This is a genomic window from Sphingomonas sp. (assembly GCF_036388435.1).
In the GTDB taxonomy this organism is placed as follows: Bacteria; Pseudomonadota; Alphaproteobacteria; order Sphingomonadales; family Sphingomonadaceae; genus Sphingomonas.
This window is the reverse complement of sequence record NZ_DASVRV010000025.1, coordinates 20,496-42,567: the sequence shown is the minus strand read 5'-3', so window position 1 is coordinate 42,567 and position 22,072 is coordinate 20,496. Positions and strand designations below refer to the sequence as shown.

Annotated in this window: 29 protein-coding genes; 10 read left to right on the top strand and 19 right to left on the bottom strand. The window is 66.0% G+C overall.

The window, feature by feature from the left end:
- Nucleotides 1-20: 20 nt before the first annotated feature.
- Nucleotides 21-1,358 carry an amidohydrolase gene (locus VF592_RS05900; protein WP_331004687.1) on the top strand — a complete coding sequence of 446 codons (1,338 nt, stop codon included), beginning with the start codon at nt 21-23 and terminating at the stop codon, nt 1,356-1,358.
- Nucleotides 1,359-1,385: 27 nt separating this feature from the next.
- Entirely contained in the window at nt 1,386-1,772 is a 387-nt protein-coding gene (locus tag VF592_RS05895; protein ID WP_331004686.1) for a VOC family protein, read from the top strand.
- Between the two features lie 160 nt (nt 1,773-1,932).
- Here the strand turns inward: VF592_RS05895 and VF592_RS05890 are convergent, their stop codons facing one another.
- The gene (locus tag VF592_RS05890; protein WP_414714166.1) at nt 1,933-3,186 is read right to left on the bottom strand and encodes an MBL fold metallo-hydrolase; all 1,254 of its coding nucleotides are present in this window, start codon (nt 3,184-3,186) and stop codon (nt 1,933-1,935) included.
- 187 nt (nt 3,187-3,373) lie between these two features.
- On the opposite strand from VF592_RS05890, the gene VF592_RS05885 reads away from it, so the two are divergent.
- Nucleotides 3,374-4,954 (top strand): amidase, encoded by a 1,581-nt coding sequence (locus VF592_RS05885; protein ID WP_414714161.1) that lies wholly within the window; start codon nt 3,374-3,376, stop codon nt 4,952-4,954.
- On the opposite strand, the gene VF592_RS05880 is transcribed toward VF592_RS05885, so the two are convergent.
- The 3 genes from VF592_RS05880 to VF592_RS05870 all read right to left on the bottom strand — a co-directional run bounded on the left by VF592_RS05880 (nt 4,943) and on the right by VF592_RS05870 (nt 7,545).
- Nucleotides 4,943-5,392: a DUF2721 domain-containing protein gene (locus VF592_RS05880; protein ID WP_331004806.1), complete on the bottom strand. Its 450-nt coding sequence runs from the start codon at nt 5,390-5,392 to the stop codon at nt 4,943-4,945. The genes VF592_RS05885 and VF592_RS05880 overlap by 12 nt on opposite strands.
- A gap of 641 nt (nt 5,393-6,033) precedes the next feature.
- Complete coding sequence (locus VF592_RS05875; protein WP_331004684.1) at nt 6,034-6,567, bottom strand: Panacea domain-containing protein; 534 nt, start codon at nt 6,565-6,567, stop codon at nt 6,034-6,036.
- A 216-nt stretch (nt 6,568-6,783) separates the two neighbouring features.
- Entirely contained in the window at nt 6,784-7,545 is a 762-nt protein-coding gene (locus VF592_RS05870; protein ID WP_331004683.1) for a TIGR02391 family protein, read from the bottom strand.
- Nucleotides 7,546-7,786: 241 nt separating this feature from the next.
- On the opposite strand from VF592_RS05870, the gene VF592_RS05865 reads away from it, so the two are divergent.
- Nucleotides 7,787-8,749, top strand: coding sequence for a hypothetical protein (locus VF592_RS05865; protein WP_331004682.1), 963 nt, complete (start codon nt 7,787-7,789; stop codon nt 8,747-8,749).
- Nucleotides 8,750-8,775: 26 nt separating this feature from the next.
- On the opposite strand, the gene VF592_RS05860 is transcribed toward VF592_RS05865, so the two are convergent.
- The 3 genes from VF592_RS05860 to VF592_RS05850 form a co-directional block, all read right to left on the bottom strand.
- The gene (locus VF592_RS05860) at nt 8,776-8,970 is read right to left on the bottom strand and encodes a helix-turn-helix domain-containing protein (protein WP_331004681.1); all 195 of its coding nucleotides are present in this window, start codon (nt 8,968-8,970) and stop codon (nt 8,776-8,778) included.
- A gap of 389 nt (nt 8,971-9,359) precedes the next feature.
- Nucleotides 9,360-9,782 carry a hypothetical protein gene (locus VF592_RS05855; RefSeq protein ID WP_331004680.1) on the bottom strand — a complete coding sequence of 141 codons (423 nt, stop codon included), beginning with the start codon at nt 9,780-9,782 and terminating at the stop codon, nt 9,360-9,362.
- A 595-nt stretch (nt 9,783-10,377) separates the two neighbouring features.
- Complete coding sequence (locus VF592_RS05850; RefSeq protein WP_331004679.1) at nt 10,378-11,055, bottom strand: SOS response-associated peptidase; 678 nt, start codon at nt 11,053-11,055, stop codon at nt 10,378-10,380.
- 17 nt (nt 11,056-11,072) lie between these two features.
- Here VF592_RS05850 and VF592_RS05845 point away from each other — a divergent pair, with 17 nt between their 5' ends.
- From VF592_RS05845 to VF592_RS05835, 3 genes are all read left to right on the top strand, one after another.
- Nucleotides 11,073-11,591, top strand: coding sequence for a hypothetical protein (locus VF592_RS05845; protein WP_331004678.1), 519 nt, complete (start codon nt 11,073-11,075; stop codon nt 11,589-11,591).
- Nucleotides 11,592-12,052: 461 nt separating this feature from the next.
- Nucleotides 12,053-12,223: a hypothetical protein gene (locus VF592_RS05840; RefSeq protein WP_331004677.1), complete on the top strand. Its 171-nt coding sequence runs from the start codon at nt 12,053-12,055 to the stop codon at nt 12,221-12,223.
- A gap of 68 nt (nt 12,224-12,291) precedes the next feature.
- The gene (locus VF592_RS05835; protein WP_331004676.1) at nt 12,292-12,741 is read left to right on the top strand and encodes a hypothetical protein; all 450 of its coding nucleotides are present in this window, start codon (nt 12,292-12,294) and stop codon (nt 12,739-12,741) included.
- Between the two features lie 70 nt (nt 12,742-12,811).
- Here VF592_RS05835 and VF592_RS05830 read toward each other — a convergent pair whose 3' ends face one another.
- Together VF592_RS05830 and VF592_RS05825 are read right to left on the bottom strand one after the other, a co-directional pair.
- On the bottom strand, nt 12,812-13,435 hold the full coding sequence (locus VF592_RS05830) for a hypothetical protein (RefSeq protein ID WP_331004675.1): 624 nt from the start codon (nt 13,433-13,435) through the stop codon (nt 12,812-12,814).
- A gap of 15 nt (nt 13,436-13,450) precedes the next feature.
- Entirely contained in the window at nt 13,451-13,642 is a 192-nt protein-coding gene (locus VF592_RS05825) for a DUF6771 family protein (RefSeq protein ID WP_331004674.1), read from the bottom strand.
- Nucleotides 13,643-13,784: 142 nt separating this feature from the next.
- Here VF592_RS05825 and VF592_RS05820 point away from each other — a divergent pair, with 142 nt between their 5' ends.
- Nucleotides 13,785-13,919, top strand: coding sequence for a hypothetical protein (locus VF592_RS05820; RefSeq protein WP_331004673.1), 135 nt, complete (start codon nt 13,785-13,787; stop codon nt 13,917-13,919).
- Between the two features lie 328 nt (nt 13,920-14,247).
- On the opposite strand, the gene VF592_RS05815 is transcribed toward VF592_RS05820, so the two are convergent.
- From VF592_RS05815 to VF592_RS05795, 5 genes are read right to left on the bottom strand one after another with little or no spacing between them, the layout of a single operon-like run.
- Nucleotides 14,248-14,679, bottom strand: a complete 432-nt coding sequence (locus VF592_RS05815; RefSeq protein WP_331004672.1) for a hypothetical protein — start codon at nt 14,677-14,679, stop codon at nt 14,248-14,250.
- Entirely contained in the window at nt 14,676-14,966 is a 291-nt protein-coding gene (locus VF592_RS05810) for a hypothetical protein (protein WP_331004671.1), read from the bottom strand. Before VF592_RS05810 ends, VF592_RS05815 begins: the two co-directional genes overlap by 4 nt.
- Entirely contained in the window at nt 14,963-15,190 is a 228-nt protein-coding gene (locus tag VF592_RS05805) for a hypothetical protein (protein ID WP_331004670.1), read from the bottom strand. The genes VF592_RS05810 and VF592_RS05805 overlap by 4 nt, the downstream gene beginning before the upstream one ends.
- A gap of 33 nt (nt 15,191-15,223) precedes the next feature.
- Nucleotides 15,224-15,919, bottom strand: coding sequence for a hypothetical protein (locus VF592_RS05800; protein ID WP_331004669.1), 696 nt, complete (start codon nt 15,917-15,919; stop codon nt 15,224-15,226).
- A gap of 2 nt (nt 15,920-15,921) precedes the next feature.
- The gene (locus VF592_RS05795; protein WP_331004668.1) at nt 15,922-16,290 is read right to left on the bottom strand and encodes a hypothetical protein; all 369 of its coding nucleotides are present in this window, start codon (nt 16,288-16,290) and stop codon (nt 15,922-15,924) included.
- A gap of 171 nt (nt 16,291-16,461) precedes the next feature.
- Between VF592_RS05795 and VF592_RS05790 the strand changes: the two genes are divergently transcribed.
- On the top strand, nt 16,462-16,704 hold the full coding sequence (locus VF592_RS05790; RefSeq protein ID WP_331004667.1) for a helix-turn-helix transcriptional regulator: 243 nt from the start codon (nt 16,462-16,464) through the stop codon (nt 16,702-16,704).
- A gap of 63 nt (nt 16,705-16,767) precedes the next feature.
- Nucleotides 16,768-17,142, top strand: coding sequence for a hypothetical protein (locus VF592_RS05785; protein WP_331004666.1), 375 nt, complete (start codon nt 16,768-16,770; stop codon nt 17,140-17,142).
- Here VF592_RS05785 and VF592_RS05780 read toward each other — a convergent pair.
- From VF592_RS05780 to VF592_RS14300, 5 genes are all read right to left on the bottom strand, one after another.
- Nucleotides 17,132-19,669: a phage tail length tape measure family protein gene (locus tag VF592_RS05780; protein WP_331004665.1), complete on the bottom strand. Its 2,538-nt coding sequence runs from the start codon at nt 19,667-19,669 to the stop codon at nt 17,132-17,134. The genes VF592_RS05785 and VF592_RS05780 overlap by 11 nt on opposite strands.
- Nucleotides 19,670-20,062, bottom strand: a complete 393-nt coding sequence (locus tag VF592_RS05775) for an HK97 gp10 family phage protein (protein ID WP_331004664.1) — start codon at nt 20,060-20,062, stop codon at nt 19,670-19,672.
- A gap of 2 nt (nt 20,063-20,064) precedes the next feature.
- Nucleotides 20,065-20,697: a hypothetical protein gene (locus tag VF592_RS05770; RefSeq protein WP_331004663.1), complete on the bottom strand. Its 633-nt coding sequence runs from the start codon at nt 20,695-20,697 to the stop codon at nt 20,065-20,067.
- Complete coding sequence (locus tag VF592_RS05765; protein WP_331004662.1) at nt 20,694-21,227, bottom strand: hypothetical protein; 534 nt, start codon at nt 21,225-21,227, stop codon at nt 20,694-20,696. The genes VF592_RS05770 and VF592_RS05765 overlap by 4 nt, the downstream gene beginning before the upstream one ends.
- A gap of 463 nt (nt 21,228-21,690) precedes the next feature.
- Nucleotides 21,691-21,975 (bottom strand): HGGxSTG domain-containing protein, encoded by a 285-nt coding sequence (locus tag VF592_RS14300; RefSeq protein ID WP_414714165.1) that lies wholly within the window; start codon nt 21,973-21,975, stop codon nt 21,691-21,693.
- Between the last annotated feature and the right edge of the window lie 97 nt (nt 21,976-22,072).

Sequence of the window (22,072 nt, the reverse complement as noted above, 5' to 3'; positions counted from 1 at the left end):
CGCCAAAAGGGGAGATTTCCATGCGTCCAGGCCACCTGCTGCTTGCCGCCGCCTTCATGTCGGCGCCCGTCCATGCCCAAACCGATTACGCCGCTGCGGTGAAGGCCGATTACGACCGCGACCTCGGCGCGCTGTGGGACCATTTCCACCGCAATCCGGAGCTGTCGTTCAAGGAGGTGAAGACCGCCGCCCGTATGGCCGCCGAGCTGCGCAAGGTGTCGGGGATGGTCGTGACCGAGAAGGTCGGGGGCACCGGGGTCGTCGGCGTGCTGAGGAATGGCGCGGGGCCGGTGGTACTGGTACGCGCGGACATGGACGGGCTGCCGGTCCAGGAGAAATCGGGGCTGGCGAACGCGTCCAAGGTCCGTCAGGTCGGGGTCGATGGGGTCGAGGCGCCCGTGATGCACGCCTGCGGCCACGACACCCATATTACCGCGATGGTCGGCACCGCGCGGCGGCTGGCGGCGCTGCGCGACCGCTGGAAGGGGACGGTGGTGTTCATCGTCCAGCCCGCCGAGGAGCGCGTCGGCGGCGCCCGCGCGATGATCGCCGACGGCCTCTACACCCGCTTCCCCAAACCGGATTACGCGGTCGCCTTCCATGTCGACGCGGACGGCGCGGCGGGGATCGTATCGGCGTCGGAGGGCATCCAATATTCCTCGTCGGATTCGGTCAACATCACCGTGCCCGGCATCGGCGCGCACGGGGCCAGCCCGCACCAGGGCAAGGACCCGGTGTACATGGCGTCGCAGATCGTGATCGCGCTTCAGGGGTTGATCAGCCGCGAGCGCCAGCCGCTCGACCCGGGCGTTATCACCGTGGGGTCGTTCCATGCGGGGCTGAAGCACAATATCATATCCGACGAGGCCAGGCTCCAGGTGACGGTGCGCGCCAATAACGAGGCGGAGCGCGCGCGGCTGATCGCAGGGATCAAGCGGGTCGCGGCGGGCGTGGGAACGCTCAACGGCATGCCCGCCGACAAGATGCCGCGCGTGGACGTGCCCGAGGGGACGCCGGTGACCGCCAACGACCCGGCGCTCGCCCGCCGCCTCAACGCGGTCGTGGCGGGCGCGCTCGGCGCCGAGCGGGTCAGGCCCTTCGTCCAGGAGGGCATGGGCGCCGAGGATTTCGCCTATTTCGTCGAGGCCAAGCACGGCGTCAGAGGCTATTATTTCGGGGTCGGCGGCACGCCCCAGGCGGCGCTCGACGCGGCCCGGAACGGCGGCCCCAAGGTCGGCTCGCACCATTCGCCCGAGTTCAAGATCGCTCCCGAGCCCGCCATCGTGACGGGCACGGTCGCGACGGTGGCGGCGGTGCTCGACCTGCTCAAGCCCGGCGCGACCGTCGCGGCGAACTGACCAACGATAACATCGGGAGAGAATGGCATGATCGGTTACGCGACGCTGGGCACCAACGACATCGACCGGGCGCTCACCTTCTACGACGGGTTGTTCGCGGCGGTCGGGGGCAAGCGACTCATGCAGATGCCCGACGAGCGCAAGCTGACCTTCTACGGCACCGGGCGGGGAACGCCGATGCTGGGGATCGGCAAGCCCTATGACGGCGGCACGGCGAGCGCGGGCAACGGCACCATGATCGCAATGGCGATGGACGACCGCGCGCGGGTCGACGCGGTCCATGCCAAGGCGATGGAGCTGGGCGCCGCCGACGAGGGCGCCCCCGGCGTGCGCGGCCCGGCGGAGATGGGCTTCTACGGCGCTTATTTCCGCGATCCCGACGGGAACAAGTTCTGCGCGTATAAGATGGGGTGACCGAATCTCCCCCTCCCTGGAACAGGGAGGGGCCGGGGGTGGGTGGACGTGAAGACGTCGGCGACGAGATGCTCCGAGCGGCACAGCTCGGGCCGGTGCGGCGTCGGGCCACATCCCGTCCACCCACCCCCAAGCCCCACCTTTCCAGGGAGGGGAGGAACTAGCGAAGCGCGCGCACCGCGTCCGTGTCGAGCCGGCGGAGGAGCTCCGCGCGCGGAACCGGCGCGACCGGCGCTCGCGCGGCGAGCGGCGGCACGAGGAACGGCGCCCCGATCGCGACGGGGGCGAACCCCGTCTGCCCCGTTTCGCGCATCGCATGGGCGAGCAGGTGGGGCGGGGTGTAATAACCTTCATAGGACAGGCGGAACGTGCCCCAGTGGATCGGGATCGCGGTGGTCGCGCCCGTCCGGCGGAACACCTCCACCGCGTCGACCGGGCCGATATGGCTCCCGCTCGCCATCTGTCCGGGCGCGAAGCGGAACGCGCCGATGGGGATGAACGCGAGGCGGATCGGAAACCCAGCAGCTTTACGCACCTCTTCCGGCCAACGCCCGTCGCCCATGCCGGTATCGCCCGCAAAAAAGATACTACCGCTTGGGGTGTCGACGACGAAGCTCGACCACAACGCTCGGTTCCGGTCAGTAAACCACCTGCTTCCCCAATGATGATTGCGCGTCATTTTCACGATCGCTGCGCCAGACGTGGCAACCTCGGCGTTGCCAGGCCACAACTTCCCGTCTCGCCCCTGCACGACGACATCGTTGCCCCAATCAAGCGCGACTACACCCGGCCGCCGCTCGTCATCGTCCACATCGGACCTACCTGGGATACCTGCCCCGCGAAGGATGGCATCATTGCCTAAACTTGTCACGAAGACCGACCTGTCGCGATCCCACAAACGCTTGAGCGTCGCCAAATCCATGTGATCGTAATGATTGTGGCTGACGAGCACGAGGTCGATCGGCGGCAGGTCCTCGAACCGTATTCCCGGCGCCGCCACGCGCTTGGGCCCCAGCCCGAACGGCCCCGCGTTGCGGCTCCACACCGGGTCGGTCAGGATGTTGAGCCCGTTGGTCTGCACCAGCACGCTGGCATGACCCACCCAGGTCGCGACCATGCGCTCGCCCTCGACGCGGCGCTCGGGCCTGGCGGGGGTGACCGCGACCGACGCCGGCCAGGGCGGCCGCCCGTCGCTGCCGGTGAGCTGGCGCCAGAGGAAGCCGCCCCGCCCGCCGGGGCCGGGCGGTCGGACCGTATCCTCGTCGCGATCGGGGTTGAAGAAATGCTCGCCGTCGAAATGGTCGGTGATCGGCCCTCGGTGATAGACGCGGTCGAGGAAACGCGGCACGATCGTGACGAGCAGCGCCGCCGCCACGAACAGCACGAGCAGCGTCCAGCCGATGAACTTCAGGATTGCGAGCAAAAAGGAACTCCGCGGGTGATCTGGGGGTAACGCGGGGTGCCCATGATCGGTCCGTCAGTACCTCTGTCCGTCATGCCGGACTTGTTCCGGCATCCATCGTTGTGCAGACTCGCCGCACGCCGAGCGCGTGCGGCGATGGGCCCCAGAACCAGCCCGGAGTCACGAGATGGAGAAGTGGATGCGTCATCTAGCAGCCGGACTGATGCTGGTCATCGCTCCCGTCGTCGCCCATGCCCGCGACGCCGTCGTCGAGGAACGCTCGATCGACCAGCTCCAGGCGGAGATGACCGCGCGCCGCGCGACCTCGGTCGATCTGGTGCGGGCCTATCTGAAGCGCATCGACCGGCTCGACCGGCGCGGGCCGACATTGCGCTCGATCATCGCGGTCAATCCCCAGGCGCTGGCCCAGGCGCGCGCGCTCGACGCGGAACGCCGCGCGGGGCGGGTGCGCGGGCCGCTCCACGGCGTGCCGGTGCTGATCAAGGACAATATCGACACGCTGGACATGCCGACCACGGCGGGCTCGCTCGCGCTCAAGGACAACCACACCCGCCGCGACGCCCCCGTCGTCGCGCTGCTGCGCGCGGCGGGCGCGGTGATCCTGGGCAAGACCAATTTGTCCGAATGGGCGAACATCCGCTCGAACAAATCGATGAGCGGCTGGAGCGCGGTCGGCGGGCTGGTCCGCAACCCCTATGCGCTCGACCGCACCGCCTGCGGCTCGTCCTCGGGATCGGGCGCGGCGGTGGCGGCGAGCCTCGCGGCCGCGGCGGTGGGGACGGAGACCGACGGATCGGTCGTCTGCCCCGCCTCGATCAACGGGCTGGTCGGGTTCAAGCCGACGCTCGGGCTGGTCAGCCGCACTCATGTGGTCCCGATCAGCCACAGCCAGGACACGCCCGGTCCGATGGCCAAGACGGTGCGGGACGCCGCGGCGATGCTCGGCGCGATGGTCGCCAGCGATCCCGCCGATCCCGCAACCGCCGGGGCCGATGCGCGCCGCCGCGACTATGTGGCGGGCCTGTCGGCGAGCGCGCTGTCGGGAATGCGCGTCGCGGTCTACCGCCCGGAAAACATGGGCGCCGACCTGACTGCGCGCTTCGACGCGGCGCTCGGTGTGCTGCGGAGCGCGGGCGCGGTGCTCGTCGAGGTGAAGCGCCCCAAGCTCGACGGGCTGGGCGAGGCCGAGCTGACCGTGCTCATGACCGAACTCAAGGCCGATCTCGACCTGTACCTCGCGACCACGCCGCCCAGCGTGACGACGCGCACCCTGGACCAGGTGATCGCCTTCAACGCCGCCACCCCCGCCGAGACGCCGTTCTTCGGCCAGGAATTGTTCGAGCAGGCGGCAAAGACCAAGGGGCTTTCCGACCCCGACTACAAAGCCGCGCGCGCCAAGTCGCTCCGGCTCGCGGGGGTCGAAGGGATCGACGCGATGCTGAACGGCGCTGGCGCGACGATCCTCGTCCAGCCCAGCTATGGCGCGGCCTGGCTGTCTGACACGGTTTACGGCGACCAGTATAACGGCCCCAGCGCGTCGGGCCTGGCGGCGATCGCGGGCTATCCCAACCTGACGGTGCCGATGGGGATGGTGGACGGCCTGCCCGTCGGGCTCAGCTTCGTCGCGACCGCGCATGGCGACCAGACGGTGCTCGGCGCCGGCTATGCCTATGAACAGCGGTCGCGCGCCAGGGTCGCCCCGCGTTACCTGCCGACCGCCGATGCCGGGCCGGGGCTGGACGGCCGCCTAGCGAAGTAGGTCGGCGCGCACGTGGATGGCGCGCAGCGACACGCGCACCTCGATCATGAAGCTCATCAGCGACAGGGTCAGCGCGATCATCGCCAGGATAAAGGTCACCGCCACCGCCGGCCCGATATGCAGGTCGGTCAGCGTACCGATGAACAGCAGCGCGACGACCAAGCAGGTCAGCACCGCGCTGGTCACCGCCAGGAACAGCGCGGTGTTGATGATCGTGATCCGCCGGTCGAGCAGCCGCAACTCCCAGACATGGCGGTCATGCTCGGGACCCGTCGATCGCGAATGGAGCATCTCCAGCGCGCGGGTACGATCGACCACGCGCGACAGCCGTCCGGCGAGCACGTTGAGCAACGCTCCAATTCCCGCCAGCATGAACACGGGCGACAGCGATAATTGGATCGTCTGCGCGATCGACGAGACGGCGGGAAGGGTCGGTATCACCCCCGCCATGTCGGCCCAGCGACGGGTGGCCGCAAGGGGATGTCGTCAGACCCGGCGATAGCGGAAATACCACATTTTCGGCATGTCCAAGCGTGAATGCGCTTTATCGCAACCGCTTAGACCCGATCAGCGGGGGTGCTTTCCAGAGCTGGCAATCACCGGGTAAGCGCCGCGGCGGGTTTAGCGGGCAGTTGATCGGGCATTCGCGAAAGGAGACATGCGCGGCGATAGTGGCAGGGATCACTATCGAAGGTAGCGCCGCAGAGGATTGGGGACTTCCGGGTTTTGAGCACCGCGCGCTCATCCGGGTCGCAGCGTGTTCGCGATCTCGTTCGGAGAGTCGCATAGTCGTTAGCCGATCGAGGCTACCCGGATGCGCACACGATCCCCCATCACGAGAAGAATTAGGCGCACCCTGGGTAGGCCTCGTTCCTCGTCCGCTGCCGCCGTCCAGATTCGATTTGCAGTTGGAAACCTATGGTCGGACACACCTTCGATATGCGCCACAAATCTTAGACGATCGATAATGTCGGACCAGTATCGACCAAAAGCAGGATTGTCGGCACAGTGCGACTCGACCAATGCTTCGACCGCCGGAGCCATTGAAATGATGAAACCACCCGCAGGTCGAAACGTGCTCATGCTGGCGCGTTCGAGAGCTCCTTCAGCGCCCAAGCTATGTCTTCGCCGTCAATGTCGTCAGGGGTGACGCAAGCGGCTCCAATAGGAATCTGCTCACCAAGTTCAGCAGCTTCCCATAGATTATCATGCGAGAGCTCACTAATCGATTTAGCCGTATGAGTGTCACAGACCCAATCGATAGCCTCATTCAGGATGTCAACTTCGTCGGCACTAAACGCGTTCACGTCTGGCTGCTTCAGCCAAACGTGTTCGCGTCGTGTGCCACCAAAAGTTGGCACGAGACGAGTCGTGATCTTATCAGCCTGCTCTAGACGCCTGATGCTACGGACTATGTTATTCGGCACCGGGCCATGCTGCCGCTTCTCATACGACAGCTGGCCGGTGACGGTTGTGCCAGAGCGACGGTAGGCCTCTAAGTCAGCATACCACATGACCTTGTTAAGCTTCACAGCGCCTAACTTTTTAGGGTCCGAACGCGCAATCACGTAGTGAGCGACGGCCTCTGTGCGATCCTGTTCCGACAGGCTCACGATAATCTCACCTCAAAAAATTCGGCCCTCGCCAGCCCCACCGCCGAGGAAACCTTACCAAACGCTAACACTCACGTGTTCAATTCGCAAACTTATCGTTTGATCCGTTGACAAGCGATGAACGGGCCGAAAAGCGGCCGACTGTCGGGACCGACTACGCTGTCGATATATAGCCGGACTTTTGCGATCGCCCTTCCGCTACGCAGTCCCGCGCTTTTAACCGGCCATCAAAGCCAAGGCGCGAGAGCGCACGATTCGGAGAAGGTGGTTGGCGAGCAGGATCAGCTCAGCTGCCTCCTCTGAGTCGCTCAGTGCAACGTGACGGTGGCTCTGTGGGTTCTTGTAGGAGCCGATCGTGCCGGCAAAGAGGTCCGCACGAGCATGCCGCTCCCCACTATCCAGAGAGGCGTCTGTCAGCGCGCCAGCCTCAGGGTGGAACGCGGTTCGCATGAGTTTCACGCCAACCAACTCATTCGACAGATTGGCGGCTGATCGCACGGCGACCTCGACCGCCTTCATCGCCTCGAACACCGCGGTGTCGAACTTGCCACGCTGGAACAGTGCCCAAACATCCTCGCGGATCGCTTCGTCCAAGATGCCCTTATGGAGAAGGTGCGGAGCATGAGCCCGAACCGGATCAGCTGCATCCGCAATCTTGTCTGCCCGCCGGCTGAGCACGAACGAACCCGGCTGGCTGGGGCTCGGGAGTAGCAGCGCTGAACCGACAAGCCATGCCCACGCTTCACGTAGCGCCTGCCCAACCTCCGCGCGGTGCTGAGCGGGATATGCCTGGCCTAGAAATTCGCCCTGACCCGGCAGGTTCGGCCTGACATACATGTCGACGTAGCTGCGCAGATCCAGCGAACCTTGCCAATTCGGCCAGCTGGCCAAGCAAGGCAGCATGCGAAGGCCAAGCTCGTCCGGCTCCATGGCGACGAGGACGGCTGCGTCAGGAAATATTTCGGTCAGGTTGGGCATAGGCGGACGATAGGGCGGACCGGCGGTTAAGCGCCAGTGTCAGCCATGCACATGCCCTGCCGCTGCACCGCGCCTGAGCGCGTGCCTACGCCCGACCGTCGCTATCGAGTCGCGAATGCGGATTGAAGAGCAGACAGAAACCCCGCGTGACGAACACGCGAACCGATCGGCCTAGCCGGATCGAGAGCCGCTGAACGACCCCCGACCGGCTGGTAGCTGACGCTACTAGGAGGGAAGTCTGATGGCCTACGTTGCTATGACTATGGCCCGCGCGGCGGAGGTGTGCGCGCGGCTACTGAACCGCGACTCGTTGGCGGAGATCAAGCGCAGAACCGGCGTGGGTAACAGTACGATGAAGCAAGCGATTGAGACGCTTCGTCTTCACGGGGTTAACGTCGAGCTGCGCGCGCGAACCCCGCTCACCGAGGCTCGATCCGCAGAGATGACCCGGCTGTTCTCAGAGACCAACCTTTCTAATCGTAACATCGCCGCTCGGCTTGGAGCCCCCTTAGAAAGGGTCAGGGAAGTCCGCCTTCGATATAACGAAGCCGTCGTGCTCGCGGGCGGCGAGCTGGCGGCATGCGGCTGTGGTCAGTACCTGCATCATCCGCGGCTATGTTGGGCACGTACGCACGAGAACATGAAAGCGCATGGGGTGCGGTCCGTGCTCACGCTTCCGAATGACCAGCAGGCGGACGTACGCGATCGACTCCTCAAGGGCGAGACAATGCGATCGATAGGTGAGCGGGTCGGCCTGCCGCGAAGCCTTATCTATTCATTCCTCGCCTCGTTCGCGGCCGAGGAACGGACCGTGCGGACAGACGCGTTCAAGGTGGGCGCGGGTCGCCGCCGAGCCGTGGCCATAACCCGGCAAACCGCTCGCCCGCAGGCGACCCGTCCTGAGGCGGACCCGCTATATGCTCGCATAGCGGCGGCCGTGCCTCGAAGCATCGACCCTGCAATCCGCGACGACATCATCGGTGACGCATATATCGCGATCTTGGACGGGCGAGCTAAGGTCGGGCAGCTTACCGAGGTGGTGAAGCGCGCGCGCAGCAAGGTGTTCGCCGCGTTCGCCAACTCGTTCGGCCCGCGGTCGCTCGACCAGGTGGTGGCCGGCACCGACGACTTTACGCTGATGGACACGCTGCGCGACGAGAGCTCCTCGAGCTGGCTTGAGGAGATGGGAGCAACGGTGTGGTGACAGACTGAGGGCAGGACGTGCGGGGCTTAAGCGACCCGATCCGACGTGCTCCGCCGCTCCCGCGCGCCCAACCACCTGTCCAGGTCCTCGCTCCGGTAGCGGAGCATCCGGCCTAGCTTGAGGTACACGGGGCCGCCGCCGATCACGCGCATGTTCTCCAGCGTGGACGCCGCCAGCCCTACCTGTTCCGCCGCTTCGCCCGTCGTCAGTACCCGGCCCATGTCCCAGATCGCTCCCGCGCCGGCGATGATCCGCAGCGCGTCTCGACGATGGCCCGGCGGCGAAGGGCAGGGGAGGGCGTCGCGCCAGAGATGCGGGAACGGCCCGTCCGGAGCGGGGCAGAAATGGCGGAAAACCGTGGTCCCACAATGTCCCACAAAGCTGCATTTTCGTGGGACAGGAATTGGCATTGCGGGGCAGGTACTTATCGGCGCCGTCGCCGCGTTAGGTGTACACAATATCCCACCTGAGCCGTTATCTGCATCGCGGGTGAGCGCCTCTTGCCTGGCCTACGTGCGACGGTTCCGGCGGGAGCCGCGCGCGACTCGGCGGGTGTTCGCGATCTGAAGGTTTATGGGGTTCGCATGGGCTTCGAACGCACTAACCGTCACTATTTTAGTGGACGATCAAAATTTGGAGAGTCCACCTCGACCAGCCGAGCCGGGGAACGCCACGGGCCGTGCGCACGGCCCTGAGCATCCGACGATCGCCGCATAGCCGCCTGATAGAGCGCGCCCCAGTCGAGCTTGGAGGCGAGCACGCCGACGCCGTACAGCACCCACGCCGCCGCCGTGCGGCTCGGGGCAAACGTCGTCTGAGCGACTTGCTCCACGGGTCGCAACACCGACCGGGTGGTCGCGTCCCGCAACGCCATCGTGAGCGCATCGGTGATCCCGGCCGTGCCGTCCTCGGAGTTGCTCAGAAAATCGGCGGGCTCGGCGGTCCACGCCGTGGGACGGCCGGCCGCATCGTAGTAGACCTCATGAAGAGCAAGATGGGTTCCGTGGTCAATGATTCGGTAGTTCCAGCTCATGACGCCGCCTTCCTGCCCTGCACTGGCTTGAGCGTTCGACCCAGTACGTAGCGCTTGGCTCGCTGCGATGGCCTAGCCGGCTGCTTCGTCACGGCCGTTCGCGCTGCTCTCAACTCATCGCCTCCGCATTCCTCGATCCACCGGGCGATGCATCGCCAGTTGGTCCGGTAGTGGTCCTCAATGCCGTCCCAGCCGATCCGTAGATAGGTTTCCCGGAAGTCGGGCGGCGGGTGGCGGTAAGGGCGAACTAGGCCCGTGTCGGGGGTCCGCTTAGGCGGTGGCTTCTCCACCGGATCGGATAGAGGCGAGCCCGAAGCACCGCGTTACCGCCGTCATGCCTCGCGCGTGCGATCTGTGCGTGTCACCGTTATCGTCAAGCGTGTACGGCCACGGAAAATTCCGCAGCTGGCCAAAAGTGGCCTCCCGACCAAAGCATATCAAAGCCCCGCCGGGTCAGGGCGGGGCTGGTAGAGGTAGCGCTTACTTCCCGCCTCGCCGCTCGTGCGTTTTGGCCATCCCGCGTTCTGGCGAGGGTTTCGACACGTCACGTTGCTTTTGGTCGTACTCTACGCAGTCGGGTTCTGATGGTGGCTCATCAAGCTGTGGGCTGGGGTTCGCCGCCCATCGCATCGCCGCCGGCCGTGAACTCCTCCTTGGGCGTCCCCTTCGGTTTCGGGTCGAACCGCTCCACCTTCATCAACTGAGACGGGAACGGCGCGACCAAATCGCCCAGCTCCCCATCCAGCCAGCGCTGCTCGTCCTCTTCGTGCAGGATCACCGGCATCGCCTTGGGATGGATCGGCGCGACCAGGCTATTGGGCTCGCAGGTCAGGAAGGCATAGGCGCGCTTGCCGTCGCTCAAAGGTCGCCAGATGCCCGCGAAGCTGGCGATCGGCCGCGACGGCACGTCGAACCAGTAGAGCGGCTTCGCCCCGGTCGGGCCGGGGCCATACTCGCTGAAAGCGGTGAAGGGCACCAGGCACCGCCGGGCGGGGTCCTTCAGCGCCGATCGCCAGAACGGGCTGGTCAGGTTGCGGACGTTGGTGACGGGCTTCTCCCGGACAATCCCGGTCGCGCCCTTGATCATCGTGGGAAAGCCCCAGCTCATCAGGTCGAGCCCGCGCGCGTCGCCCTCAACCCGGATCACGGGTGGTGTGCGCTTCGGGAACAGCTCGGGCGGCGGGTATGTCTCGTCGGGCGGGTAGATCGGCTGGGCCCCGTAGCGCTGCATGAGTGCAGCTTCGGCCTCGGTCACGCGGTAGCGGTTGCACATAGCGGCATCGTAGCGTGGTGACCGATCAGACGCGAATGTCCGCTACCGATCCACTTGCGGACGTTCGATGTCGGGTGCATCCACTCGGCATGGGAGGTTCGGCAGCGAGAAAGGTGGCGCTTCTCATTATCGCTGGAGCCCTCACGTCACTCGCGGCTTACACCACCTTCCAGCAGCGCACGCGCGCCATCGAAGGCACTTGGATCGACCTGTTCGAAGGATCGCGCTTCATCGAAGGTGAAGGCCTATCGGCTGTCTGTAACCCCAACTTCATGGATGCGCCGTCGCTTGCTTATGATCCGGAAAAAGACAGCCCTGAGGGCGAGCTGATAAGGGCGAACCGAAGCTCAGGCGTTTTCGTGAGTAGAGACGGACGGTGGCCAGCTGCCGCTTACTCGGTGAGGTTCGACGGTCATCACCAGATCATGGGCCGGGGCTTTGGTCATGGACGACTCTCGCCCTCTGAGTATGTCGTCCACCGGATGCTCTCTATCAAGCCGATCCCGTCGCCGCATTGCGATACTCGTCCCGGCTAGTGAACGTCTGCTTTCCACCCATTGCGGACATTAACGCTGGAGACGATAGCGGGGCCGAGAGGAACCTAACTTGAAGCCAAGACCGTGGCGCATGAACGTTGGGACGTTGGTCGGACTAGCAGTCGGAGTACTGCTGTGGTGGTCAGCTTATGACCCTCGTGCGGGGCTGCTGCAAAATCCGCAATTGCTGGTCGTTCCGGCGGCTGCGGGCATCTTCGTCGTGAACTGGCGAAATAGGCGCAAGAAGGTCGGGCCATACGACCCTGCGGTCATCAGGCGAAACAGGCGAGGCGTGCTTTAGCACTAAGTCCGCTTTCCACCCTTAGCGGACAGACGGTGCCGGTCGACGGACGACCGGTTCCGCCCAATTGCAGACCTTCCAGGATCGGCTAGGCTGCGCCGATGATCACGATGCGCTTCTCGAACGAGGCAGATCAAGCTATCGAACTGATGGTTGAACCGTGGGCGCGGTCGAACCTATTCCGGCCGGCGCAAGGTCCGCAATCCACTACGATCCGCTGGTCGATCGCGAGGACACCTCATTCGCTAAATACCACACGGGAATGATCCGCTTCTGGGTGGAAGGTGGCGATTACGAGATCGAGATCAACAGCGTTCCTGTTCCGACCTGACAGCCGCTGTCGCCCAATTTTTTAACTGCCAAACGGGTATAGAGTGATCGAAGACGCAGGAGGATCCCGTGATCACAGTAGCCGCCGAGCCGGACCGCAAGCTCGTCCGCGCGCAAATGTCGGGATTTTTGGACCTCGCCGAGGTCGCCGAATTTTCGCGCCAGGAGCAGGAGGCGGTACGGTCGATGGGCCTTGGTTCGGGTGAATTCTACCTATTGGTCCATACTTCAGAAGCGGTCATTCAGTCACAAGAAGTGGTCGCTGCTTTCCAGCATTTGATCACCGATTCCAAGTTCAAGGCAAAGCGGATTGCGGTTGCGCGGGAGAGCTCGCTGACCCGGATACAGACAAACCGTATCGTCAAAATCCGCGATAACGCCGCGGTGTTCGAAAGCCTCGCTGATGCCGAACGCTGGTTGTTCGAGGACAGTGCCCAAGACGGTAGCTTGAAAACACAGCAGCTGTCTCGGCAGGCACCTTATTCAGCCGTGTATCCAGTGCCAGGTATCGCATCTTAGCAATAGAAACCGGACGGACGGCTGACCACCCATTGTGGACATCCACCCCAGCACGGTGACGATCAGCCCGCTACGTCACATCGTCCTGCGTAAGCATCCGCTCCGCGATCATCCGCTGCTCGAACTGTTGGGCCGTCTCACTCATCATCAAGGTCGGCGCTGGCCGTAGGTGCACCTCGGGCGCCAGCCATCCGCGCTCGCGCAGCCGGTTCTCGATCCAGCGCAGGACGCGGAAGCAGTTGTGGCCGTTGGTTATGATCGGCCGCTCGGCGTAGCTCCAATACTCCCGCACCAGTTCCGGGTCGCGCAGATGGGGGTGGAGCACGTACAGCGCCAGCTTGACGGGCAAGGTCGCGGCGCCGCCCCGTTCGGCGACCTGAGCCGCGTCGCGGAGGATCTGGAGCGCCACGCTGATCCGAAGCGCATCGAGGGCGCTCACCATGCGCGGCATGTTGGGCGGCTTGCGCGCGAATGGAACGGCGATCGCGTACAGCGACGTGCTGGGGCACCCCAATCGTCGGCACCGCATCCCGCGCGTGATCTCGGTCCATACCCGGCTGCCGCCGGTGCGGTGCAGGAACCGGCCTGGGCTATCCCTCGTCCAGTCCTCCTCATAGCGGCACTCGCGGCAGATGATCCGCACGTCCGCTTCGACCTTCTCCAGATCGGAGAGGTGCTTGGGATGACCGACCATCCGGGGCGTCGATGGCTAGAGCGGGAGCGGTATCTGGCTGGCGTCGTATATGGCCGGGGGCTGGTCCAGGCGCTCCACGATCGCCAGCGCAAGCTCCTCGGCGGCGCGTTCTCTCATTCGGGGGTCGGCCATGGTGATACCAAGTCGAGCCCATGCCGGGGCGGTGAGGATCGAATGGGCGACGTAGGAAGGGTCTGGCGTCTGCATGGCCCATCTGTTCCCTGTCTGTACCGATTCGTCTAGAGGCAAATGGGCTTAGGTCCGTTCGCGCCCGTGCTCGGCTCTTGCGATCATCATGCGAATATGGGCCGAACCGCTCGCTCGCGTGTTCGTGCTACGGAGGCCTATGATGACGACCCATGATCCCGACCGCGACGAAGCGACCCCGGCCGACACGCCAGCGAAGCCCGAGCCCGCATTGCCCGAGAGCGAGACCGAGCACATCGAGGACGACGGTGAGCCGCTGGGCGCGAACTTCGCCTGAAGACCAGCGCCGTACAGCCCTTCTGAGTGACCGCTATCGTCTCCAGACCCTGCCCGATTGACCTAAGTTAGCACGAACTAACGGAACTTCGATCGCAGGAGTGGGGTTCGACACCGATCAACAAAGGAGATCGGTCGTGGCACAGAAAGGCGCTGGCGGTAACCCAGGTGCGATCACAGCGAAGGGCGGCGATGGCGCGCGCGGTAGTGTTGGCACCGGTCGGGGTGGAGGCGCGGGCACCGGCGCCAAGAAGGCTTCAAAGAAGAAGTCTGCTGACGCCGGCGGGAATGAAGGTCAGAAGATAAACGGCGCCTGACGCCGCGGCGCTTTAGGCTTGCGCTGATGTCGTCTGGTCCTCCCTGAGCTCCCACCGGTCGATCGTCCGCCGCCCGGTGTTCCACCTGGGCCGTCCATGGATCGGATCGCAACGGGTCCGCTGGATGCGGCGGCGGTGGGCTTCCCGGCTCTTGGTCGCCCCGGCGGGCGCGGGGTCGTCGGCTTCCGCATCCTCGTGCTCGTCGGACGCGATCTGATCCCACGTCCGGCCCGGCATGGGGCCGTCGCGAATGTCATCGTCACCGGCCGGGCAACAATCCTCTTCCGGCTCCGCATCCGGGTCGGGATCCAGTTCGTCCAGCCGCTCGATTAGGCGGGCCGTGAGCCGCGCCAGTGCCTCGCGCGGTAGCGCGGGGACGGCGGATAGCAGCACGTCGAGCGGGAGCGCCGTAGCGCCCTCCCATTGGTGAAGGTGAACCGTCACGCCCGGTTCTCCCACACAAGCCAGCCGTTCGGCGTGATCGCGCCGTTTCCGACCACCAGGGCCGCGATACGGCTGCGGTGGCGCCGCTCGGTGGCCGCGTACTCCCGTGCGGCGCATAGGGCCTCCCTGGCCTCCTCCGGTCCCGTGTCGGGGTCGAACAGGCGGCGTAGGTCCGGGGTGCTGGACAGCTTGCCGCGCGGGCTGAGCATGATGCGCCCGCCGGTGGCGAGAAAGGCGGCGATGGTGGGAGCGGCCGAAGCCGCCCCCTGGTGCATGGTGGCGCTCATGCCTGCGCTTCCTTCGACGGAGTCTTGGTCGGCTTCTTCAAGGGCACCACGTCGGCAAGGTGCGCGGTGACGACCGCGCGCCGAAACAACTCCAACATGACCTCAAACGTGTGCCGCGTCATTGCGAGTTGAACAGGCTGGTCGCCGCTATGCGCCGTGATGATCGCTACACCGTCGAGCGCGACCGTGGGTGCGTCGGCGATGAACAGGGTGGCGGCGTTCATGCCCCCCAAGCTGGGCGCTTTGCTTGCCATGGGTCAGCCCTCCTGCGTCAGGAGGCGGCGCATGTCGGCGATCGTGGGCAGGGCGAAGCTAGCATCCCACGCCGGTGTCGTTCCGCTTCCGCCGTCGTCCAGCAGCCGCTCCAGCTTCCACGCGAGCGCCGCCGTGTCGGGGGCTGGCAAAGCCATAAGCTCCCACATCAGGTCCGAGCTAACCTCGCCCAGTTCTTCGGACCTTTCGGCGTACTCATCGTAGCGAAAGCGCTCACGCAGACGCTGGTCCTCGGCGTCGCGCTGCTCGGCGGCGGCCAGGACGCGAAGGCACTCGTTATGCAGGTGGTCGTACTCATTCACTACCGCACGGGGCTGGCCGTTGCCGCGATGGGTCAGAGTCCGCGCAAGATCGAGGCTGCGCCAATCGGACGTGTCAGGGACGCGCAAGCCGTCTGGCACTCCGGTCGCCTGAACGTGCGGAAGTGCATCGAGGGCGGCTTTGTACGCCTTGTACGCTGGGTCGCGGTAATCCCGATCGAACGCGGCTTCCTCGGCGGTCGCGATCTGATACCGCCGCATCGTCTCGTCCCAGGCGTGACGGTCGACGGCGGGGGTCGCCCCCTTCGCCTCGCTGATCGCGAAGCCCGCGCCCGTGACGGCGGCGGCTCCCGCCCCATAAGCGAGGGTGCCGGTGGCGAGGCGTAGCAGGCCCCGCCGCGTGGTGTTGCTGGTGTCCATGTTCATGCCTCCATCGGGAGGGCGGCGTCGATCGCGTCGCGCACGGAGGGGGAGCGGCACCAGGCGTTGAACTGGTCGTATGCGGGCTCGCCATGCGCCATGTAGGCCCGGTGCGCGCGCTCGCCATATTCGCTGCGGATCGCCTCCAGCGCCTCGGCGCGGTAGCCGGTGTAGGCGAACCACTCCGCGCCCGACCAGCCGAACCGCTCCTTGATCCACTCGCCCTTTGGCGGGTTCGCGGCGCAGCTCCCCAGCAGGCGGACGGTGCGCGGGTCGGTGGTCCAGCACCCGCCATTGTCGTTGGCGGCGTCGGACGTGACGGAGGGGCTGGTGGTCGGGGCGGCTTCAATGGTAGCGAACGCGGTAGCCATTTTCGATCCTCACTCGGTCGGTGGTGGTGAGGCTTGCCGGTGGTGTTGGTAGCACCCCGGTAAGCCGTTTGCCCTGCTGGGCTAACGATAATCGTTATGGTGAATGTCCCGGCTCGTGTCAACGGTAATCGTTAGGTTGACCGATTTTCGTTATCGTGCAAACGACCGCCGATGCTTACGCCCGCTACATGCCGCGCCGCTCGCGGCCTCGTTGATCTGAGCCAACAGGAGGTCGCCACGGCCGCCGGTGTAGGCGAGTCGACCGTCCGCAACTTCGAGGCTGGGCGATCGGTGCCCACCACCAACAACCTCGACGCGATCCGACGCGCGCTGGAAGCGGCGGGAGTCGAGTTCGTCGGCGATGGCGAGGCTTCCACCGGCGGCGCGGGCGTGAGGATGCGACCGGCCGGATAGCTGCCGGGCTTGCCCCACCTTTCCGCCACCGTCATGTTACCGCCGAATACGGGAGGCTATGGTATGAAGGAAGCGGGCACGACGTTGGCGGCGGTGGGCCTGCTAGGGTTCCTAGCCGCCCTGTTCCTCATGCCCACGTCGCTCAACGCCGGGACGGCCTACGCAGGCGAGGTGGTCAATCTGAGCCTGCAACAGCGTCAGCTTCTGGTCGCTATCGGGAGCGCCGCGTTGTTCGTCGCTGGCGTGATCCTCTACGCGGCGGGAGCAACGGTTCAGGCGGTGGCACCCAGGGTGAGCCCCGCGATAAGCGACGCCGATGAAGAAGCCGCCATGGACCGGTTGGGCATCACGCGGGGCGCCGGAGGCTATCAGCACGGTGGGTTCGCCTACAGCACGCTCCGAAGCGCGGTGGCGGCGGCGGAGCGTTCTAGCCGGTAGTTCCGAGCGCGTTGTAACGGGCCTGCGCTTCGGGCAGCCCGCGACGGGCACCCTTTACAACTGCCCCGTCCATCTCGGCAGCGCGGGCGAGGATGTCATTTGCCAGCCCCTGCGCAAAGCCGGCGGGGGTGACGGAATTGTTCGCGCTGACGCTTATGTTGAACACCTTGGTCATGGCACCCGCCGGACGCATCGCCGCCGACGACGGAACGATGCTCATCGTCTCACCCCGCGACACGCGCGCGAGCGGCTGACCATTGAGGGACAGCATGTTGGTGTCGACCCCGCCTCGCCCGCCAAGCGTCATAGAGCCGCCATTCGCGAAACCGGGGGTGATGCCAGGAATGACGCGGCCGCCTACGGTCCCGCCGTAACCGGGGGTGGAACCGCCACCACCGAGCAAGCCGCCGATGCTGCCAGCGATTGCTCCCAGCACGCCGCCTACGCCGCCGCCGCCGCCCGCCGCCGATGCTTGATCCAGCGCGGCGGCGATCGGCTTGAGCAGCACGTTGTCGATCAGCAGCTTGAGCAGCCCGTTGATGAGCGGGTCCCTGGTGCCGATCGCGTCCGATAGCGCATCGGCGATGCCGTCCCGAACGTGCTCGATCTCGTCCACGACAAGCTGCTCGGCCTGCTCGCGCGTCTCTCCCGGTGTCCGGTTGAGCCGATCACGATAGAGGGCAAGCGGCGATTGGTACTCCCGATCGATCCGCTTTGCCCCGATCTCCCGGATGCGCGGGAGGGCATCAAGCGTGGTCTGGGCAAGGATGCGCTCCTGTTCGGACGCCTTATCCTGTTTGGCGAGGTCCACGACGCGCTGAGCCGCGAGGCGACGTTCTTCTATCGCAAGGTCGAGTAACTGGAGTTCGATGGCCTTCCGGTCCGCCGCCGTCCGCGCAAGGCCACTCTCGGCTTCCAGAACCTCCCTTGCCGCGTCGGAGCGGGCGCGGGCAACCTCCACCTCGTCGGCGGCGGCGCGTAGGTCGCGGGTGCGATCGACATAGGCCAGCTTCGCGTTCGTGATCTCTTCGATCAGCGCCTTGCGCGCGGCGAACTCGGAGGCGTCCAACTCGCCCCGGTCGCGCCGCTCCGCCAACTCACTAACCCGTCCGGCCGCTTCCAGGTTGATGCGCTGGCGGGCGAAGTCATCCTGTTGCGCGCGATCGGAGGTCAGGTCGGACCGTGCCGCCAGGCGCTCCCCTTGAAGGCTGAGCAACTCCCGCTCGGCACGGGCGGCAATCCGCGTGTCACGGGCCTGCTCGCGAGCAGCGGCACGGGCAGCGGCGGCGGCGGTGCGGGCCGCCTTGGCACCATCACGACGGGCACCGGTTGCCGCACGCTCCGCCGCCTCCGCCGACTTCACGGCGTTCGTCGCGGCGGTGAGGTCGGTGCGGTACTGGACCAGCGCGGCACCGTCGCCGGCCGTGATGGCGCGGCCCCGTTCCTCCACCAGAGATAGGCGAGCCCGCGCTTTCTCTACGCCGGTCGTGGCGGTGGCGAGCGCGACCTGACGCTCGACCAGCCCGGTGGTCGCCAACCCCATGCCGAGCATGGCGCGTTGTGCGGCGGTGGCAGTGCCCGTCAACAGCGCCTGTTCGGCCTTTAGCCGCTCTACGCCCTGAGCCGCTTCCACCGCTGCGCCGCCCTGAGCCGTGATCGACTTGACCAGCCCGGCGTATTCGGGACGGTTGCCCACCAGCTTCCGCACGTCGAGCACCAAGTCATTGATCGGCCGCCGGGTCCGCACCGCCTCGTCGGCAAGCTCGCGGAGCCGCTTCTTGATCGGGTCGGTGGTGGTCGCGTCCGGGAGCCGCACACCGGCGGCGAACGCTGGAGCCCTCTCACCGGCTGCCTCACGCACGGCGCTGAGCGCACCACCGCGCGCCGCCTTGTACGTCTGTGTCCCCGTCTCCACAGCTTCCTGACGGGCTTGGGCGGCGGCGAGGCGCTGGACGGCCTGCGTCTGGCGGTTGATCGCGCCGGTGGTGAGATCCACGAACCGGCTCAGTTCGATTTGCGCGCCCGTCATGGTCTCCGCAGCGCTGCTCGCCTCGAACAGCTTGGGCACCAGCACTGTCCCGATGATCGACCCGGCGGCGAGGATGGCCGCACCCCACGGCCCGGCGAAGAACGAAGCGACCTTGGCGGCGCGACCGCCAGTGTCCGCCAGCGCGTCGGCTACCTGCGGAGCCTGTTGCGCGAAGATCAGGAGGGGAGACTGCCCACCGGCAAGCTGCGTCCCGGCGTCGGAGATTTGCCGGCCGATGTTGCGCCCCGCATTCGCGATGCGGGCGGCGTCGCGGTCAAAACTATCGGCGGCCTTCCGCGACCCGGTGCCGACGCGGTTAAAGCTGTCGGTGCTGGTCCGGGCCACGCGATCAAGGGACGACTCCAATGACTTCGCCGCTCCCTGCATGGAGTTGGTCGACGCGGTGAACGTCTGGTCCAAACGCCGGATGTCGCCCGTGGCCTTGTCTAGCTTGGCGATGATCTCAACCGTGACGGTTTCGGCGGTGGTGACGGCCATCTATGCGGCTCCCAATTTGCGGATAGCGCGGGTTGTCGCCTTCGCGATGATCGCGGCTACTTCCTTCCGCTTCGCGTTCGCGGCGGGGCGCATGTAGGGCCGCTCTGCCATGCGAGAGGAGCCATATTCCAGCAACGCGCCATGCGCCGCGTGCGAGGTCACTACGGCACGAAGCGGTTCGGGTTGGGTGCTTTCGATACCCCGGATCAGGTCGCCAACATCGTTGTTCGGCGCTTCCCCCGGCCGCGAGGCGACGTGCCGGCTTCCGCTTGCCGAGCCGGCCATGATGCTACCTTTGGCCTCGTCCTCGACCACCTCCGCCGCCCGCAACACATACGGCGCGACTTCCCGCCCCAGCCCCGCCGCCAGTCGTTTGAGTCCACCGCGCGCCACCGTCAGGCCCCCGTCTCGGGATCGGGGGTGCGACCGCAGATGCGGGCACCAAGGATCGCAAAGGCGAGTGTCCAGGCCTCCTCCAGAGGTTGTCCGATCACATATAGGTCGACCAGCTCGCGAGCACGGTTAGGGGTGACCTTCACGGCCTCTCCGTCTACCTCCCCGGCCGCGCCGCCGATCAGGGCAAGCCGGACCGTCTCCACCACGTCGCGCTCAACGATCTCCGACGCCAGCACCTCCAGTTCGCCGATATTGCTCCAATCCGGCTCACCAGTGGGCAGGAAGGCCCGCCCCCGTGCCATGCGTCCAAAGATAGCGCCGACGCCCAGCGGGTGCGCGTGTCCGTCCTTATCGGTCCAGCCGCACCGCCTTTCTAGCTCCGCTACTTCCTTGCCGCTGAGCGCGAAGCGGTACACGCCGTCACCGAACGGTACGCGAATGTCGGTGCGGCGCGGCGGGCGCGACTGGACTTCCCGCATGTAGCGGACCAGCGGGTCGGCGGGCTCGGCTTCGGGCTCGACGGAATGGACAACCCTGCACTCACCGCGCAGCGCCCCCTCTATGACGCCCAGGGCCGCATCTAGAGAGGAGGTGTCGACTTCTACGATCACGTCATCAGCTGTGATCGTCATGCCGCCGCTCGCACGTTGCCGAACGCCCATGCTGGCGGGATCGGCGGGCCGGACGGAATACGGAAGTCCTCAAACTCCTCAGGGGTCGCCGGACGGCCGTTGATGCGGGCGTCGAGCGCCGCGTGCGCCAAGCGCCAAACCTCCGTCAGCGGCGCATCGGACAAGTGGGCACCGACCAAGCGCGCGGCGTCGGTGGCGGACACCTTCACGCGTTCGCCCCGCACGATCGCCTCGCCGCCGCCGATCAGCGCCAATCGGATGACATTGAGGCATTCGCCCCTCGTGGTCGCGCCACCGCGCCGCGAGTCGCCGTCTTTCGGAATGCCTGCGAGGATCGCAAAGGAACTCTTGCCATCCCGGTGGTCGCCATGAACCTGTGGTCCACACACACGCTCCAGCTCCAGCATCTGAGCATAGGGCAGGAACAGCCGGTACACGCCGTCAAAGGCGGGCACCCACACGTCGCCCCGCCAAGGGCGCATCCGCTGCTCGTATTCGCTCAACGGGCGGCCGGGGTTCCATTCGGTCATGCGAGCGCTTGCCTCTCAGTCATGTTGGTGGTCGCGGAGCCTTTGAGCCGAGCAGCGCCGGGGCCGGGGCCGGGGCCGGGCTCCCCGGGCCGGGCGCATTGGTCCCGGAATGTGCGATAGTCGGCGCGGACCTGAGCGACATGGGCGGCGCGTTCGGCCGTCAGACCGTCCCGGCCTTCCTCATCGATCCACCGGGCGATGGTGCGGGAGTTCGCGCCGTAGTGGGCCTCAATGCCGCCCCAGCCGATCGCAACGAAGCTGGCGCGGAAGTCGGAGGGGCGAGGACGAAGCGGCGGCATAGCCATACCCTCGCCCATACGTACCTATGGCGTTACCGCCGTCATCGCGGGAACGGTCGCAATCTCAACATTTCTCAACTCGACATGGGCTTCCAAGCCGCGAGCATCTTGGCCGAAGGTGTGGTCATCATGGCCACACCTTTCGGTCGTGGCGGGCGCGAACCTTAGCAAAAGTCAGCTTTCGTCATGTCTTCACGGGGTTCCGATATGCATCTTGCGGCGGCGGAGCCGTCCCCGCCATGCACCTCAGCAGCGCCGCCGACCTTGTCATTTCTTGCCCCTTCAAGGGGTTCCGATCCCCACCGCAGCCCCAAGTTGGCCCGAGCGCGAGCCTTGCCCGCTTTCGACTTAGGCCCGGTGCTCATGCCGCCGTGGAACTTGCATCGACCGTTCAACATGATGTCGGTCCGCTTGCATGGTGTCCCGCGCCGGTTTCGCGCGCCGCACATCATCCCGCGTAGATCGTCGGGGAAGGGCGGATAGGAGGGATCGCGCGGTGGTCGGGTGCGCCCGCCGCTGGCAATGTACCGGCGCTGGTCGAGGTCA